The organism is Nocardia sp. NBC_01730 (genome assembly GCF_035920445.1).
Taxonomy (GTDB): Bacteria; Actinomycetota; Actinomycetes; order Mycobacteriales; family Mycobacteriaceae; genus Nocardia.
The window spans coordinates 626,038-643,930 of the sequence record NZ_CP109162.1 but is presented as its reverse complement, the minus strand read 5'-3'; the positions used below and the strand labels follow the sequence as shown (position 1 = coordinate 643,930).

The following is a 17,893-nucleotide window of genomic DNA, read 5'->3' as shown; positions in this document are numbered from 1 at the left end:
CGATGGCGGAACTGAGTGCCGATGTAGCCTGGAACTACGTGTACTGCCAGGGATGGAATCGAGATCTGCAAAGGTTCGTCGGTCTGTTGGATTCCGATACCGCATGCGCGAGAAATAAAGCCGGCGAACAGTATTCGGTAACACTGTTGCGTGGTGGTGTGCCTCGTGTCGTGATCGATATCGCCTGGTCCGCCCATTATCTGGGGGTATGGACGCTCGATGAGGCACTGCGGCGGGATTCCCATGTCGATTACCGCCGGCTTCGCGCTGAGCAGCTTTTCCCTGTCCGCGAACGGGTCTGGCGTTACGCGGAGGGTCAGCGGGATGGGGATGATGATGTCTGGGAGCAGGAGGTGTCCCGAAAGGCGAATGGTTGGATGTCGACGTCGAAGAGGCCGCGTGGACGTCTAGGAGGGAGTAGCCGGACTGCCGGCCAGGAGGATGACACCGATATCTGGCGGGAGGTTCCCGCGTTCGGGGACTGGAGGTGGGCGTTGCCCGACGAGGAGGCTGGCCCGGTGGGCACTGCTGCCGAGCACACCGGAGAGTATGAAGCTGTGTCGGCGGGCAGCCCGTGGCGCCCGCCGACGCCGTACCGAAATCTCTATCTCGACGATTTGATGCTGGAGGGCGCGACCGTTCTGATGGAGGGGGCCCAGCCCAGGGTCGTGGCCCACCGGTTGCGGGGCATGGTCGACATGCCTACTGGGCAGGTGATTACGTGCGAACTCAGATGGTTGGATTACAGCGAACCATTCACCGACACAATCGAACCCGGCCGGTACGAGGTCCACGATGTCCTCCTGACCGATCCGGATAGCGAAAGCGACTGGTGGCCGCGGGCAGGATTTCTGCTACGGGTGTCCGAGGCCCCGGTGGTGTCCTGGGAGATGGCACTGCGCGCCGGCGAAGATCCCCGGACGCTGAGCGACGGTGATTTCTACGGATTCAGCGGAAGTCAGGGGTGCTTTGTCGATGCGGAACCCTTACGAACAGCAGACCATCAGATCAACCCCGACCGGGGCAGGGAGCAGTCATACGCTCTCCGGAAGTGGGCAAGGATGGCGAAACGCGGTGAGCTACACGAGCATCCACACTCTCAGTGGAGCGACGCCCTAGAACGCGGTCTGGACGATCGGGACGGTATCCGCCTACCCGGCACGAATTTCAATATGATCGCCTACAACTGCTACTATCCCGATGGCCGCTATCCGACCTGGATCGGTCGCGCCACCGACGGTGCGACCGTCTGCTTCCTGACCGACATGCGGACTACGCACCCGGTGATCGCAACTGACCATTGATGATCCGGAGGAGCGCTGCGTGCAAGCCGCCTCGGTGCGGATCGCCCCGCCCCGCACCGACACGTGATCACGCACCCGCCGATACGACACATCGGTTATACCGTGCTCGTAGGAGAAGGAGATGAATGAGCGACCTCGACGATATCCGCGATATCCTGGGAATCCAGCCATACCGCGGTGCGCCGACCGACTGGGAAGCTGCCAGCCAGGCCCTGGGAGTGAGCATCCCCGGCGATTTCCGGGCGTTGGTCAATGCGTTGGGTCCGGGCCTGATCGGCAATGACACGATCCTTTTGCAGCCGTACGCGACTGATGAGAACTACGATCAGGTGCTGATCCACCAGGAGCGCATGCGCGGACTGGAGACCATCTGGGAAGAGGAAACCCACGATCCTCCGGAACTCCGAAACAAACCCACGATATTCGACGAACCCGGCGTTCGCCCCGTCCTGTGGGCCTACTCCGGCCTGGGCTTCTACCTCCACTGGGTCGCCAGGCCCGATACCGACCCCGCCTCGTGGCAGATCGCGTTCGAATCCGCCCGCGGCGAAGACTGGGAATTCCACCCGGGCACGGCGACGAGTTTCCTACTGCGCCTGCTGCGCGGCCAGGAGCCCAGCAAGTACTTGGATTACCTGCAGCACCCCGAACAGCATTCCTTCACTCCTGCCAGGTGAAAGCGGTCCCGAGCGTCCGGGGCCGGAGCGCGCATGCCGGTCTTCGGTGATGTCCGCTCCATCACCGACGTGCGGGATTGGTTCGTCGCCGCGCGCAAAGTCGTTCAGAAGATCGTGAGCGGCGGCGGCGACAGCGGGTATCGCGTAGATCGACCAGCTCATGCCGGCGATCGTACCCAGACTCCACCTGGCACCTTCAGCTCATACCGCTTGTCGGGGCTCTGGTCGGACGAACTTCATGAACCAGTGTCCGCGGATGTTGTCTGATGCAGTGAAGAAGGGATGGTGCGGGTCGGTCATCTGGCGGAACAGGAACTCCGAGGCCGTGCACCCGAAACAGCTGCCCTTGCCGAGGCTGTCGACGGCGTAGATGGGCCACCGGTCGGGATCGGGTCCCTCGGTGATCCAGAAGAACGTCTCTTGGTGTTCGTTGCTCGACCAGGGGATCACCCCGCCCGGGGCCGGAAAGGGTGGATGTTCGTCTCCCGGCGCCAGGGCACTACCGGCGTAGTACCGGGCATGCCAGTTCAGTTCCTCCGGAGCGAAGACCTCAAAGAACACGTCGAACAGGCCATCGCAGCCGAACGTGTCGACGATTTGCTTGTAGTCGCTCGGCAGAGAAGTACCCACGCGAGACTCGACCGCCAGCCAGTCGGGCGAGATCACGGGCGGCGCTGCCCCTCCGGTGATCGCGACCAGCCGTTCCACCCAGGACATCTCCGTGGGCAGCTCGTCCGGGCGCGGCATGTTCCGCTCCGTGACCGCCATGACCAGTCCATCGTCTGGGCCCCGCCCGAGCACCACCGCCCGCTTGCCCCACACCCAAACGTGCGTCCAGCCGACCTGCTCCCTGAAGGGCGGTAACTCGACGGTTGGGGCAAACGGGCTCCCGTACCTCTTGGTGAGCGTCTTCACCAGACCGTCCATGTCCACGCCGCTGGAGACCGGCAGGCATGCGTGCCCGCCAGTATGCCCGGGCTCGTCGCATGTCAGGTCACCGGCATCTATTCGCATGGAGTGGTCCACGGTCGCCGCCAGCTGATCACTATCCATAGCGAGAATTCAAGCACCCACCATTGATGGAATCAATGTGGCCAGCGTGGCCCAGATAATCCGCTACATCAATGGATTGTAAAAAGTCGGCCGTTCCGTGCCCGATGAGTTTTATTCGGATCGGCGATGCCGATACTGTGATAAGAAACCAACGTCACGACGGTTGGGCCCATGTCCTCGATAGTGAATAGGGCGGACAACGATATAAAGAAATGCGAGCTGTGCACAACCGAGCCACCTACCCTCGGCCATCTGACCGCCGCCTTCCACGATGCCCATTGCACTGTCGCGAAAAATGGGCGACTGTCCGCCGCTGGCCACAAGATCCTGGACCCCGGCGAAAAGCTGGTCGCCGCGGCGGCGGTAGTGCGATAGCTCGTCGGCTACCTCGGTGGCATCGCGGCGATTCAGTACTTCACCGCAGTCAATTCCGTTCCCTGGGAAATGATCCCGATCGCCCTCCCCCGCGACGGGTCGGCGGATGGCGGCGCGCCGACGGCGCTGGAATCTCAAACGGATGTAAAAAGTGGTCGGCGAACGCGATTCGGCGATAACGCTGCTCTACGTTGAAACGGTAGCCAGGACGTAACACAATACTGCTCGAGCTATCAACTACATCAATTATCCGAATGCGCAATGAGATTGGGAAACAATGGAAACATGGGCACCAAGGCGGTCGGTTCCATCGCCGCCGTTCTGCTGATCGGCACCGGGCTGAGCGTCGTGACTGCCGCACCCGCGAACGCGGCCGGGACTTGCGACTATTCCTACCGGTCCGAGGACAGCAGAAACCGGGTCGGGACGTTTCCGGGACCCAGCAACTGCTCGCTGCGCCAGGGCAACTCGAATGATGCCGTCAAAGCCCGCCAGATCACGTTGTGGAAGTGCTATGGCCAGAATATTTCTCGTGACGGCGATTTCGGTCCCAACACAAAATCCGCTTTGATCCATGCCCAGAGGGAGGCGGGTGCCGGCGCTGACGGCGTCTTCGGGCCCGAAACCTTCAGTAAGCTGAAATGGGCGTTCTTTGAAGGAACCGAGGCCAGCTGCCACCGGTACGGCCACGGCTGATACTGCAATCGCCTACCGTGCGCTCCCGCGCCTTGAGTTTTAAGTACCCCGCAATGTTCTTTAGGGCGGCATCCGTCCGTGGCATCGTGGGAACTGAGCATGGAGGAGTCCAGGATGGCTGCCGACCCGACTATGGCCGACGAGCCGTCGCACCTCGATGAATGGTTCGACCATATCAGCGTGGTCGCCGGTCTGTTGGAGGACCTGCTGCCCGACGACATCGTGCTGGATTATTCGATGGAGTCGTTGTTTCCGCTGGAGGGGGCTATTCAGGCCTCGGGCCTCGACGAGATGGGGTCGTCGTTCACCGGCGCCGTGGCCGCCTATCTCGGCGAAACCCTTATCGGGGTCGCGAACGGCCGCTGGGACTGGGACGACACACCGGGCAGCCCCACATTCGGGCAGCCGCTGGTGTTTGCCGACGACGCGCTCGGTCTGCCGCCGGTGGCGCCGGTCGATCTCGTCGAGAAGTCCGGCGGCGACAGTTTCGAGGAGATATACACGGTCTGGGCGGAAGCCGCACAGGCCCACGCGGCAGCACATCCCGGATTGCAGCCGATCCGGGAACCCACTCCCGGCCGGGACCGAGTTGCGCCGGAAGGACTGGAGTGGTTCGAAGGCAAATACCTCGAGGCCTGGCTGGTCGAATGCGACCGCGAGTTCGGGAACTGGGTCGCGCGCTTCGGCGCAGGCCACACGTGGGACTTCTCGCTCGACAGCGTCGATGCCCTTGTGCAGCAGATGTATCGGATCACTCCCACACCGGAGCAGTTCCAGGATCCGGCGAATGCGGCGTTCGCCGACGGTGCCTCGTGGTACCTGGGGGAGATCCTGCGTCGCGCGGCACCGTCGCACTGGGGCATTCGGCACGGTCGCGAGGCGCGCGAGGACTTCGACGTGACCAAGGAATCTGGCCGCAGCCTCAGCTGGTCACCGGCCGTCGCGCTGCATGACGTTGTGCAAGACGGTCACCCCCTGAACCTGCTGCGCCGGATCGAGTCCTGGGCTCCTCGAAAAGTGCCGGAGGCGATCCCTCCCCTCACCGAATGTGTGTGGACCGGAACGGACTGGCTCACGCCGTCGCAAATGTGGGGACACTTCTTCGCGTCACGCCTCGAGTCGCTCCGCGAGGTGGGCATCCCACTGGACCACTCCGCTGATTCGCTACGCCGGTTCGAGGAGTTGCTGCTCGACGCCGGTCCAGATCCAGAGCTGGATGCAGCGGTCGCCGGCTATCTCGGCGAGACCCTGCTCCTTGTCGGTGGTGGCAAGTGGTCGGGCACAACGGTTGAGATGGTTGGCGGTCCGGGTCTGGTCAGCGTGGCGACGATCGACCTGGTGTTGCTGGCTCGCCGGATGCGGGACGGGGTGACATTCACCCGGGTGTATTCGGCGTGGGAGCGTCGCGCAGGCGAGCTGCGGACGAGAAGCCGAGACTGGCGTCCGGTGAGGTCACAGGCCCCCCGCCCGGTCCCCGCACCAGCGGTCGTGCAGACCTGGTGTGCCGAGCGCGAGCACGAGTTCCCGGACTGGGTCGCGCGTTACGGCGCGGACCGCACCTGGGACTTCTCCCGAGAATCGCTGGAGGCACTGACGTCGGTCATCTTCGACGTCACCCCGACACGCGGGGAACTGTTCAGCCCGGACAATGCCACATTCCTCGCGGGTGCCTTCTGGTATTTCGGTGAAGTCCTGCGCCGCGCCAGACCGTCACACTGGCGCTACATCCAATACCTCAGGAAACCTCAACCGGACGACCCGCTCCAGTGTCTCGAGATCGCCATGCTCGACTCTTATGACAGCCTGCAGAGCATCGTCTATCTCAGTCCCCGCGTGAAGCCCGCCGTCTTCTTCGATCTGATGCTCGGTCAGAACGACCGCGACCGACTGAACAGCAAATACGGCAGCTGGGTGAACGGCACCCGAGCGGACCGGGCGAAGAAGGCCATGGACCGACGACAACGCAAGAAGTCCCGGCGCAAGCAGTCCGATGCCGACTACCTTGCCTCCTGGCTGTCCGATCGCGAACGCGGCTTTCCCGATTGGATCGCCCGATACGGCGTGGGTCACACCTGGGACTTCTCGCCCGAATCACTCGACACGCTGGAGGATCTCATTCTCGAGGTGACCCCGTTGCCGGAGCAGTTGCTCGAGGACAAGGCCCATGCGGACTTCCTCGACGGCGCGGCCTGGTACTGCGGTGAGGTCTTCCGGCAGGTCCGGCCGTTGCAATGGCAGTACGCCCGGAAGGCAGGCATCGACTGCTACCTGGTATCGGCGTCCGGCGGTCCCGGCTACCGAGCACCGGTCGATACTCTCGCCGAGATCTATCTGCACTACGACCGTGGAGCGCTTCGTCGCATCCTCGGCCGATGAAGGCTTGGGAGCATCCTGATCCCGGCACTGTTCCACTTCCAGCTCAATAGGCCCGCCTGGCCCGAAAGCCAGCTTGGGAGAACTACGTGTTCGCCGACGCCGTGGTTGTCGTGCTGCTGAACCGAAAGACGATGCTCAGCCGCGACGAGGCGGTCACGGAGGTGTTGATGCCGGGCAAACGAGCAGCTCCTCGAAGTATTGTCGTACCATAACTTGTACGACTTGATAGGATACGCTCATGGCCAAAGCCCTACCTATATCGAACGTGCGCCAGAACCTGTTCGGCTTGGTGCAGCAGGTCAATGATGACCACGACACCGTGACAGTCGTGTCCAAGACCGGTGAGAACGCGGTCCTGGTAGCGGAGAGCGACTGGAATTCGTTGATGGAAACTCTCTACGTGCTGCGCACCCATGGCGGTGTCACCTTGCTCCAATCCGCCGAGGACGCCCGATCCGGACGAACCGAAGCCCATGAGTTGATCGATCCGGACGCCGACTGATGACGGACCGCAAACTCACCTTCACCGCGCAAGGCTGGAAGTCCTACAAGGCATGGCTCACCACGAATCGCGACGTGCTCAAAGGCGCGAACAAGATGATCGACGCAGCACTTCATGATCCGTTCACGGGCATCGGCAAGCCCGAGCCGCTGAAGCACCAACTGGCCGGACACTGGTCACGCCGCATCAGCCACGAGCATCGGTTGATCTATCTGGTCACCGACACCGAAATCGTTGTGGTGCAGGTGGGGTCACATTACGAGGATTGAGCCCGCACGTCGATCCGGGTCGGCACCGTGGACTGCCGAACCGAAGTCTGCGGCCAGGGCCAGGAGAATCCACCACCAAGGCTCCGAATGCGCGGGTCATTGGCCTGGCTCGATGACCAGACCGTCGAAACCCTGTACCTGTCGGCGGTCACCGTCGGCGAGATCCGCTACAGCATCGCGACCATGCCCGCTGGACGACGGCGCATCGCAGACGGCATGATCGCCGCCACGGCGGCCGCCGTGGGCTTTGCGGTCGCAACCCGCGTGGTACCTCGCCCGGTACGTAGACGAGGCCCACGGCGGCGAAGAAGCCATCATCCTCCGCGACGGGAAACCGATAGCAGCGTTGGTCCCGCTCGAAATGGTCGAGGCATTCGACAAAGCCGAAGACGAATTGCTCGCCCGCGAAGCAATTCGGCGACTCGACGAAAGAAGTGAACGCGTCACAATGGCCCGAGTGATAGCGGACATCTTCGGGGAAAAGCAGTAAATGAAGTATCCGGTTCGACTGCTCTACGGCCGACGCACTCCCGGCGCGAGCGCACCGATCGGCATGGCCATGACCTCCGGCGGCATATCACCGACAGCTATACCTTCGTCGGCCATCACCCCGGATACCGCCCACGCGCGTTCCTCACCCGGTATGAATCGGACAATCGGCACCCCGCCGGGCTCGTGGTCCTCCATGAGTCGCAATTTGAGCTCGGATCCCTTGGCATCCTTCGGATCCCACTGGCGAAGCGCGCCATGCTCGACCGGGAGACCATGCACCAGTCTCAGCCGGGTCAGTATCCGCTCGTAGGTGGACGGATCGTCGATGGGGATCATGTCCGGGGGCAGCAGCAGTTCGTAGAGGTCGGTGTCGGGTCCGACGGGTTCGCTCTCTCCCACCAGACGCACAACCTGGTTCTCGTCGATGGTCAGATCCGGCCTCGCGCATGCGGCACGCCACTCGCTCATGCGCCGTTCGTAACGGGTGAACAATCTGTTCCGAGCGGCCGGGTCGGTGGGGAGCACCGGCGGCAGCATCGGTTCACCGGCCAGGACGAGCCCGATCAAACTCGGCCGACGACCGAGTGCGACATCCTCGTTCGAGGACGACTTGTCTTTGACACTCTGCGGTTTCGGCCGGGTGAGCCCGAATCGCAGCTGCCCGGTTGCCCACGGGTTCATTGGCCGGACACCGATGACGACGCCCTCGATGTCGGCGGCACGCTGGAGGTCCCGCGCCAATTCCCAGGTCACGCCGTAATAGCATTCGAGCTCCGCGGCATTGAGCACGCCCAGGGGATAGTCGTAGTCCACCTGCGACCGCCAGTGCGCCGCCATCGTCCGCAGCTCCGCCGCGGGGGGAAGGTCGGTCACCGCTGTCGGGATCAGTTGCTCGACCTCCGGCCATGCGGTGCCTGTGACCATCCCATGGTCTTGGATTTCTTCCAGAAGACGCACGGCGTCGGCGATCTCATCCTCCGTAGGCGGTGCGAGCCCTTCTGGAAGCACCGTCTGACGTAGCGTTGCCGCGAACTCGTCAGGATCGATCTCCAGCAACGGTTCCAGCACCTCGGGCAGCAGTGGCTGCCGCAGACCCATCTGGACGAAATCGGCCCATTGCGCGTATCGCGGCTCTGCGCCGTCGTCGGCCGGAATGAATGGCACATAGGGAAAGGTGGGCGTCCGCTGGTCAGCGCCCATGTTCATCGACAACCCGCCGCAGGCCCGCGTGAGACAGAACAGCACGAACATCTGCTGTCGATACACAGGATCGAGGAAGCGCGCCAGGGGCGCTGGATCGGTCGTTCCGCCAGCCCGCAGATTGGGCGGAAGCGCACCGGCGGGCAGCTCGGTGAGCACTCCCCACGCCGCCGAATCCGACGAATAATACGGCGTCGCAACGGGTGTCACGCCATAGCCGAGCAGGTTATGGTCCACTCGATGCATGCCGACATCCCGCATCGCCAGGGGCGCGAAAGCCGGCGGCAACTCCTCGCCGCGGGCGGCGAGCGGGGTGAACAGGTAGGACTTGCCAGGATTGTCCGCGAACCGCATGATCCGATGCGCGTCACTGCGGCCGGAACTGAGCCAGCCGACCTCGATAGGTTCACCGCGGTGCAGGGCCCGTTCGCCCGTCGTCATCGGCTGAGCCGACAGCTCTGCGTTTCTGCGCTCCGACTCCGGCCGCCAATTGGCGAACAGACGGTCCATCTGCACCATGGCACGGTGATGCAGGTCCCGGACCTCCTCGGTCTCCAGTTCCCACTCCTGCGCCAGTTCTCGAGGAAAACGGTTGGCGAACAGCCACCCGGCCATGAAATCGACTGCCTCCTCGTCGATTTCATCGAGTTCGAGCAGACACTCTCGCCACTTTCCCGTGCGATCGAGAGCATTTCGGCAGACTTCGTCCCACGCAGTTCGTTCGTCCACCGACGGAGTGCTGCCGCCGGTGAGGTCGGTGAACAGGTGGACGAACGGGTTGTTCCACACCGAGCCTTCCTCGATCGCGGACCTGACAGTCGCCTCCGACTCGGCGTCGCGGGCCAGCCCAAATACCAGCAATTCCAGCATCATTCGCAGATCCGCCGGATAGCCGCGCAGGACGACACGAATCTGGTCATGGCCGAATTGATCGATCAGTGTGGCGACAACGTGCTCCGCGAACCTCGCATTCACGGTCAGGGTGGTGCTCGACGGAAGGTATGTGAACACGGTCGCGGCGAAGTACGCGGGGAACGTATCCGCGTTCCCGGCTAGGAATGCCTGGAATCGCTCCCGATCTTCCTCCGGCATCAACTCGGCGACCAGGAAGACTGCGTCGGGGTCCCGGGTATAGGTATCTCGCAGCGCGGCGGGGCCGGCAGCACCGTTCGGGCCATAGGAGTCGATGATTACCTTCCGCATCGCCTCCAACGCGTTACGCAGCGGAACTGCGATCCGGACCAACGCAGTCCTGAGTGCCTCGACTGCCTGATCTCGTTCGGAGACACCGTCGTTCTGCTGCTCGCCGTCCGAACGAGTGCCTGTCTCGGAATCCCCTCGAGACGGAGGATGTCCGGAGAACAGCCGGGCAGGCCGACCGAAGGCCCGCGGCGGCGCGATCCCTAGTAGCGCATCCGGGCTCCTGCGGGTCGGCTTGTTTGTCGTATCCGTAGGGCGGGTTCGTGCGAGCCAGAGATAAGCGCGGCTCGTCAGGCCCGTATCGGTCAGTGTGGGAAGGTCACCGAGGGAACGTGCTTCCTCGGGCCGGGGGCTGCGTTCTCGACGCGGCGGCTCGCCCGGACGGAAAACCGTCATCCGAGTCTGCTTGCTGAGCACTTGACGTTTGACCGCTGCCTCCGGTGGGGTCCGAGCCAGCCACCCGGCGGTCGCACCGTGCTGGAACAGACCCATTTCGTTCAGGATCAGCATCGCCACGTCGTAGTCGACAGGGTTGAGTTCGTGGCCGAGCCCGTCGAGAACCTTGAATTCAGCCCCGTCGATGTCCGAACCGACCGGCAACCATTCCCCGTCGTCGTTACACATGTAAAGTACGTTGTCCGGGCCGATCACTACGTCGGCCGGTACCGGCGGCGGAGAATTGAGCCACATGAAGTATTCGCCGCGACGGAGTTCGGCGCGTTTCTCCAACGCCGACCACTGCTCTGGTGTCACCAACGACCGCAACCACATCGGTAGCTGGGGCAGGTATATGCCCAGCTTTCCGAGATGCTGTCTCTCAGCACCCAGTATCCAGTCCAGCCGATCCAATGTTTTCATGTACATCCCGGCCAGTTTCGGAATGCACTTCCCCTCGGCACGCAATCGCGCGGCATCCGGATTGGAATCCCAAACGGCCAGCTGATAACAACCCCCGAGGCGGTCGAGCAAGTTCTGGATCTTTTCCTGTTCCTCGACCGCGATACCGTATTTGGTTTCGAGATCGGCGGGCGTCACCGGTCCCACGTAGTCGTGGTCGCGCGGGTCGAAGAATGCGTCCAGTACACGGCGAATCTCTTCGAATTCGCTGGGCGACCGCCAGGCGTTTTCGGTGGATTCGTCTCCGCCCGAGTCCGTTTCCGGATCGGGGCGGACCACCAGCACAGACCCCCGCACCGGGAACGGCCAGCGACGGGCGGTGACGTCGGGACCGATCAGAACCTCTGAACGCGGCATCGGTGCACATTCGGACACCGGATGGGTCAGTTCGCCCGCGGCGTCCGCCACGATCGCCGCCAGCCACTCGACCCGGGGCAACTGGTCCGGTCGATAGGAACGCATCCGCATCGCGCTCTTGGCGGAGCTGATACGGATATTGTCACCGTCAACGGTCATGCACATCAAATGGCCGACGCCGTGCGCACCTTGTCCGAGCAGCAAAGCAGACGGTGAGTCCCACGGATTTCTCCGGCGATCCGAACGTGCCAGCTCCAGCAGGTGTTCGATCACGCTCTCGTAGGAACCGAACGGACGCAGGCGCCCGCCCACCATCTCCTCCAGTTCCTCCTCATCGGCGCCGGTCATTCCGATTTCTCGTTCGAATCGCAATTCGCGGCCGATCAACGCCCCGAACTGATACACAGCCATAGGCACCAGATAGTTGGGCGGAAAGACTTCCGCTACGCCGTCCGATCCAGGCAGCCGGGACACCTCGACAAACGAAACCTCTTCTGTACCTGTTGGTTCAACGCCGACCCCAGGGTAGCGGTCTCCGACGATGCGTGAGATGGTCGCCTGCGAGGGTTTGAGGATCCGCGAGTCGTTGTCAGAGAATCCGAAGGGATCTCTCGAACGGCCTACACCCGAAAAGAGATATACGTCGTCGGATCTACGGAAGGCCAGCCGGGCCGCCGGCCCCGCGTCGATGAGGATCGCCTTCTCACACACCGCACTGTTCGCTGTGTCCAGGCGCCGCAGCGCCGCGTGCACGACCGCGGCACCGGCCCCCCAACCCAACCAGTAGTTCTTCGGCATTGTCGCCGGATCGGCACTGGTGGCGCGAATTGCCATGATTTCGTCGACATATCGAATCAATCCGGTGGCCAACCGACTACGCGGATTGATCGAACCGCGGTGGCGGTTGTCGACCAGTAGGACGGCAGCAGCGGTCGGGTCCGACTCGAGTGGAAGAAGTCTGCCAGTCGGCAGAGCGGTCAGCACAGTCGCCTCGATATGCCGTCGCATATCGTGCACACCCGAGGCCAAATGCAGGAAGGTGGCGGCGTTCGGCGGAAGGTACCACGTCAGCGATTGCGCAAAGAGACTTCCGACGAGCACCACCATTAGATCGCCGTGGTCATCAGAAAGGTACGAGACCAGACCTGCTGGCGCCGGCAGCCGCCCGGAATCACTGCTGGCATTCCAGCGCAGCGAATAGATCGCTGATTTCAGATCAGATTTACGCGCCAGCAGCTCCACTTGAATGATCGAGGAGCGCTCTTGTACCTCGAGATATTGCGCGTGCACCTCGGCATATTTTCGACACAGCTGCCTGAAATTCACGTCGTACCGTACAGAAATCGGAACGCCCGGCAGATTGCCGATCAAGGTCGGATACCGTTCGATCATCACCGCCTGTCCGGCGTCTCCGAGTTGTTCCCACCACCGTTCCACGATCCGCACTGTCTCGGCGGAGGTCGGTACGGCTTCGAGAGCACCCGGAGCTGTTTCGATCAGGCCGTGTACCCAGTCACGGTCGGGAAGCAGAACCAGCAACTGCTCGAGCAATGGTTCGGGATCACGGGAGCTCGGCAGTGGGTTGCTCGGCGCACCGCCGGTACCAGGCCCACGCCGCGGAGCCCGATTATCTGGGCGCGGTACCGCGCCCAGATTCCCCAAACGACTCAGATCCGGTGGGCCCTCCATACGATGATGGGGGTCCCGATACCGCGGGCCCCGCCCTTCGCCACGGGCATTCAGGCCATCCACTACGCCGGTGTCGACCTCATCGATCTCGTCGGCGGCGGCCACCGTCGCATCCTCGTTGCCCAGGTCTCCGTCTACTGGACGATAGGGGCCGATCAGCGAGATCGGACGGATCCGGCTGGGGCCGAACAACTCCGCCGGGAGCTCGGCCGAATCGTCCGGATTCCAGCACATTTCCCACCACATCGTCACTGCCCGCGGTTGCTGGACCCACACGTCGTACGGCATCGGCTCCGCCGCGCCTGGTTCAGTGATCGTGACTTCGGGACCGTTTCCTAGGTCCGCGACCGTCATAACGTACGGCTCGGTCGCGACCCCGTACCGATCGATCGGCCCGTTGTGCTGGCCGAGCAGCAGCGTCGTGGCACCGATCGCACTGTCTCGCAAGTTCTCGGCCGCAGCCCACGGACCGAGGACATGCCTCGCACGATTACGCCCACGCGTCTCCAACTCGCCCAGCGACATCACCGGACCGGCACCGGCAACATCAATGGACGCCCCCGGGTGACGCTGTGCGACAAGAGAAAGCGCCGCGCCAACACCACCCGCACCCGATTTCGGCGCGGCGGCGACACCCGACACACCAGGAATCCGATAGGGCACCGGAGCCGCTGCGGGCAATTCCATAGCCCATCGGCTCATCTCCTCGCGCAACGACTGTGGATTCGCGGTGACCAATCCGATGAGTTGGCCGCCCGACCAGCATTCCCGGTCAGGATCGTCATCATTCGATTGCCGAAGGGTGACCAGCTGGCCGTTGGGCGAGAGAAGTTCCTTGATGCGCGCCGAGTATTCGCGGTCCGAACTGCCCAGTCGGTAGCGGTGCTCGAAACTCTCGAGGATGCCGACCGTCCTTTTCACCAGAAGCCTCATCTCCAACCGCGGTGGATTGTCAGTCCGCGGGATCGGTTTCTTCGCCTCTCGTCTGTAGTCCGTGCCCTCGGTCAAGACGAAGTGCCCTACGAATGCACCACGCCAACCGAAAGTCAGCGCCCATGCGCTCATCCGCGCCAATGCCTCGACGTCGTCGGCCGTACCGATTTCGACGGCGACACCGTCGACGCCGAGGCGCATCGCGGCGAGGAATTTGTCCCGGACGGCGCGGGTCCAGGGGCCCGGCCTTCCCAGGTCGACGATGATCTCGAGCCGAGACACCGGATCGCGGTCACGCTTGGCCAGATCATCGGCCCGATGGTGCATTCGGCCGCCAGGCCGGACCGGGATGGCCTCGATTACGCCGGGCCGAGCCCGGATCCTCGGTGGCACCACGGCGGCCGGAACGTCGGTGGTCGGGTGCATGACGATGCGGCCCTGATCATTCTCCAGCAGATAGTGGTCACCGACCTCGTCACCGGGCACACCCGTCGTCACCACCGCCGCCGCGGAATGCCCTTGACTTTCGAGCCAGCATACGAGTTCGTCGAGCGACGAATAACTCCGGGCCCGCCCCATCGTCCGCTTCTCCGATTCGGCGGTAACCAGCTCGAACTTGCCGCGCTCGCGTAGGTCCGACTGCAACGAAGAATCGCCCGTCAGATCGCCCAGCAGCCACAACGCTGATGACCCTGACTCAACCCAGGCGCGGATTGCCCGGCCGAAGCGCTGCTGCCTACGGCGCCACTCCGGCCGGCGTCCGGACGCTTCCACCCGCTCCGCAGTGGGGTTTCCGATCAGGACCCCATACATGCCGGCGACCGCGGCTCGATGTAGTTCTCGCACGGCGGTGGCGTCGAGCCCACGAGCACGGCCGATCTCGCACGGCAACTGGCCGTCGATCAGCCACTGCTGGAGGAACTCCGCCTGTCCGGGAGCGATCTCGGCGAGCCGAGCCAGCGCGTCATCCCATCGGGCACCGGACCAAGGCCCAGATCTCGAATTCCAGGCGCAAGAAACGACTTCGATCCAGGCTGAACGTTCCCGCGGCTCTGGATAAGCCCCACCGGACAATTCAGTGTATAGACGGTGAATACCGATATACGCCAACGACTTCACCGAAATGATGTCCTCTTTGACGATCCCCTTCGACCATGGCGGCTGGTCGTCGAAACGACGTCGCGCAATCGCCTTGCCCAAGGCTGATCGAATCCCCTGCGGGTAGTGTGCGTAGATTTCCTGGAAGGCGTCGGTACCGATCGCGCGCATGACGTGAGCAAGCGCGGCCGGCCACTTGCGCCACTGCACAGCGATCCGGCTACCGGGTTGCGCCCACAGCGCGGCGACCAACCCTGGCTTGATCTGCCCTGAACGGTCTGGCACCCATAGCGGCGCGAGTAGATCCTCGGTATGCAGGTCGAACATCACAGGGTTGGCGGCACGCGCGGCCTGAAGCGCGGCATACAGTTCGTCCGGTGCTGAGCTTCCATCCACACCGAAGTCGGTAAGGAACCGACGCACCCATCGGGCCGCCGCACGCTGCCCGACGACGATCCGCTCGAGTGCGGACACGTTCGCCTCCCCGGGGATCGGATCTATAGCGAGAACGACCTCTGGATAGAGCGCCGCCACCGCATCTCGCTGCGCCTCGGGCAGTACCGCCCACCGCCGCGCGAAAGACTCCGCGTCGACCAGCGCCGTGTGGGACTCGGATCGATGCCACAGCGCGGAGACGACCGAATCCCAATCCTCGACATGGTCCCGATCCGGATCGGCGACGCCGGTCCCCAACATCGCCGTCAAGGCCATCGCGGCCTGCTCGTGCAACGCGAGCGCCTCGGGCAACCTGGCCGCCAGCTCCGGTTGGACGCCCGCCGCGAGCTCCTCCACCGCGGCCACCGAAATGCCCATGTCGAGGGCGATTTCAGCAAGCGACTCCCCAACGCTGAAGCGCAGGTGCGCATACCGCCTCAGGAAGTCGTTATCGATCCCCGAGAACACGACCTGCCATGCTCGCCGATCGGCCTCCGCGATCCTCGCCTCATCACCCGCCAGTTGGCCGCTCGACCACGGAGCCAGCAGCCTCACCAGTTCGAGTATCACGGCGCGCCGCAGATCCGCGCTCGGGTCGAACGACTCCACGACCTCCTGATCCGCTCGCGGCCTCCAGCCGAATATTCGATCGACTATGCGGAGCTGGTCGATATCCAATGCTCTGAGAGCGACTTTCACCACATCCGGGTCGGCATCCACGAGCACCTGTGCTAGCGGGAGGAATTCCGTGCCGCTGTCCTCGGACAGATACTGCGCCAGAATCAGATCCCTGAATCGCTCGGCACTGAACGTACGTAATACTGGGTGCGCGGCCTCCGCACGGGCCCCAGACTTCCGCTCAGAACTGTGCTGCTGCCATTGTCCCAACCGGTCCTCGCATCGAAATCGCAGTTGGGACCATAGTTTTGCCCACTCTGTCTCGGACATCCAATATGGCTGGAATGGACGCTCCGGCAGGGACGGTTGGAAGATCCTCGCCAGGCCGAGATCGGTAGGATCAGCCCCGAGCAGAACATCCAGCATGGTGATCGTATCGCGACGCTCCTCGTCGGCGAACTCGGATTTGGGCTCGGTGGTGGTGAGCACATCGACCACGAATTGGTCCGATATCTCGACGTGACCGCCGCGACCTTCCGGCGGCGCGCTCTGCGGCACTACGGAGTCGGTGAAATGTTCGACAAAGAAACGGACGGCTTCGTTTTCGAGGCTGTCGACGAGCTGAATCGGCATCTCCAACCAGCTCGCGGTCTGCTCGATCGAGAATCGGTAGCGCATTCGCAGCAGCAGGATCTCTCGGAGAATCGGCTTGTCCGTGAAATTCTCGAGCACGTCTCGCAGCCGTTGCTCGCCGGCCTGGTAAACCGCACGCACCAGCGGGTGTTCGGATTCGACGCGAAGGGTGGTGGCGTATCGGACCGCGACCTGACGCCGGAAGGTTCGCCATCCGAAGTAATCTCGCAGCCGGCGTACGGCGTGACTGCTCAACCATTGGCCGAATTCCCGCGGCTGCATGGCCGAGATTTCGCGACGGCAGTTCTCGCGGATCTCCGCGAGCAGCTCACGCCGGATCTGCTCGCTGTCCGACTGCCCCGGACCGAATTCAGCATTGAGACGGCGATACACATATTCGTACACCTGCGTTTCGACGCCTGCCCACAATTGTTCGAACGCCCGTTCATCGCCCTGCGCCGCCGAGGCGGCCAGCTCCGTCACCCGGGTGTCTCTGCTGCCGAACCGGGTAGCCCATTCGTCCGCCAGTACGGCGTCTTCCAGGCCGGGGTCCGGCGCCACATCCCTGGATACCGGATCGAGCCTTGTAGCTCCCTGATCAGCGGCTACGGCCACGACATGGTCGGCCAATTCCAGGACGGCCTCATACACGAGCCGTTCCGCCCGCGCATCGGGAATTCCCAGGTAATCAGCGATATTCGCGGATCGCGGCCTGGACAGCAGCAGATCCAGGGCGCCGGGATACAGCGAGTTGAGGGCCAGGGACCGGGTTGAGCAACGCCGTACCGCCGTCTTCCACTGAGCCAAGGTCAGCCGCCGCGCCCGGCTCACCCGCGGATCGGCCGCGCCCAGGCGCACGAAGTCGGTGAGGAATTCGGCGAGCGCGGTACGGCACAGCCAGAAGTCCTGGTACTCGGCCAGCAGATCCTCGGTCCGGGTGTCCGTCCAGACCGAATCGCCTAGTACTGCAACTGCACTCAGGTGAGTGGGTGGCCGCGGCGTCGGTAGTGCGAGAGCCTGGCTTGATGTTGTCGGCGTCGTCGCCAGCGTGACCAAGCCCAGACGTGGTCGGCGGGATTGAGGCGAGTG

Annotated in this window: 9 protein-coding genes; 7 read left to right on the top strand and 2 right to left on the bottom strand. The window is 63.4% G+C overall.

Annotated elements, in window-relative coordinates:
• Positions 1-2: 2 nt before the first annotated feature.
• Positions 3-1,304 carry a DUF4241 domain-containing protein gene (locus tag OHB12_RS02565; RefSeq protein ID WP_327115766.1) on the top strand — a complete coding sequence of 434 codons (1,302 nt, stop codon included), beginning with the start codon at positions 3-5 and terminating at the stop codon, positions 1,302-1,304.
• Between the two features lie 125 nt (positions 1,305-1,429).
• On the top strand, positions 1,430-1,981 hold the full coding sequence (locus OHB12_RS02560) for a hypothetical protein (protein WP_327115764.1): 552 nt from the start codon (positions 1,430-1,432) through the stop codon (positions 1,979-1,981).
• Positions 1,982-2,182: 201 nt separating this feature from the next.
• Here OHB12_RS02560 and OHB12_RS02555 read toward each other — a convergent pair whose 3' ends face one another.
• The gene (locus OHB12_RS02555; RefSeq protein ID WP_327115762.1) at positions 2,183-3,034 is read right to left on the bottom strand and encodes a hypothetical protein; all 852 of its coding nucleotides are present in this window, start codon (positions 3,032-3,034) and stop codon (positions 2,183-2,185) included.
• Positions 3,035-3,694: 660 nt separating this feature from the next.
• Here OHB12_RS02555 and OHB12_RS02550 point away from each other — a divergent pair.
• From OHB12_RS02550 to OHB12_RS36000, 5 genes are all read left to right on the top strand, one after another.
• A complete protein-coding gene (locus tag OHB12_RS02550; protein ID WP_327115760.1) occupies positions 3,695-4,105 on the top strand; it encodes a peptidoglycan-binding domain-containing protein in 411 nt (136 codons plus the stop codon).
• A gap of 114 nt (positions 4,106-4,219) precedes the next feature.
• Positions 4,220-6,481, top strand: coding sequence for a hypothetical protein (locus OHB12_RS02545; RefSeq protein ID WP_327115758.1), 2,262 nt, complete (start codon positions 4,220-4,222; stop codon positions 6,479-6,481).
• Between the two features lie 238 nt (positions 6,482-6,719).
• On the top strand, positions 6,720-6,983 hold the full coding sequence (locus OHB12_RS02540; RefSeq protein WP_327115756.1) for a type II toxin-antitoxin system Phd/YefM family antitoxin: 264 nt from the start codon (positions 6,720-6,722) through the stop codon (positions 6,981-6,983).
• On the top strand, positions 6,983-7,252 hold the full coding sequence (locus tag OHB12_RS02535; protein ID WP_327115754.1) for a Txe/YoeB family addiction module toxin: 270 nt from the start codon (positions 6,983-6,985) through the stop codon (positions 7,250-7,252). Before OHB12_RS02540 ends, OHB12_RS02535 begins: the two co-directional genes overlap by 1 nt.
• 247 nt (positions 7,253-7,499) lie before the next feature.
• Positions 7,500-7,742, top strand: coding sequence for a type II toxin-antitoxin system Phd/YefM family antitoxin (locus OHB12_RS36000; protein WP_406274084.1), 243 nt, complete (start codon positions 7,500-7,502; stop codon positions 7,740-7,742).
• A 23-nt stretch (positions 7,743-7,765) separates the two neighbouring features.
• Here OHB12_RS36000 and OHB12_RS02530 read toward each other — a convergent pair whose 3' ends face one another.
• Entirely contained in the window at positions 7,766-17,860 is a 10,095-nt protein-coding gene (locus OHB12_RS02530) for a hypothetical protein (RefSeq protein WP_327115752.1), read from the bottom strand.
• Positions 17,861-17,893: the final 33 nt, after the last annotated feature.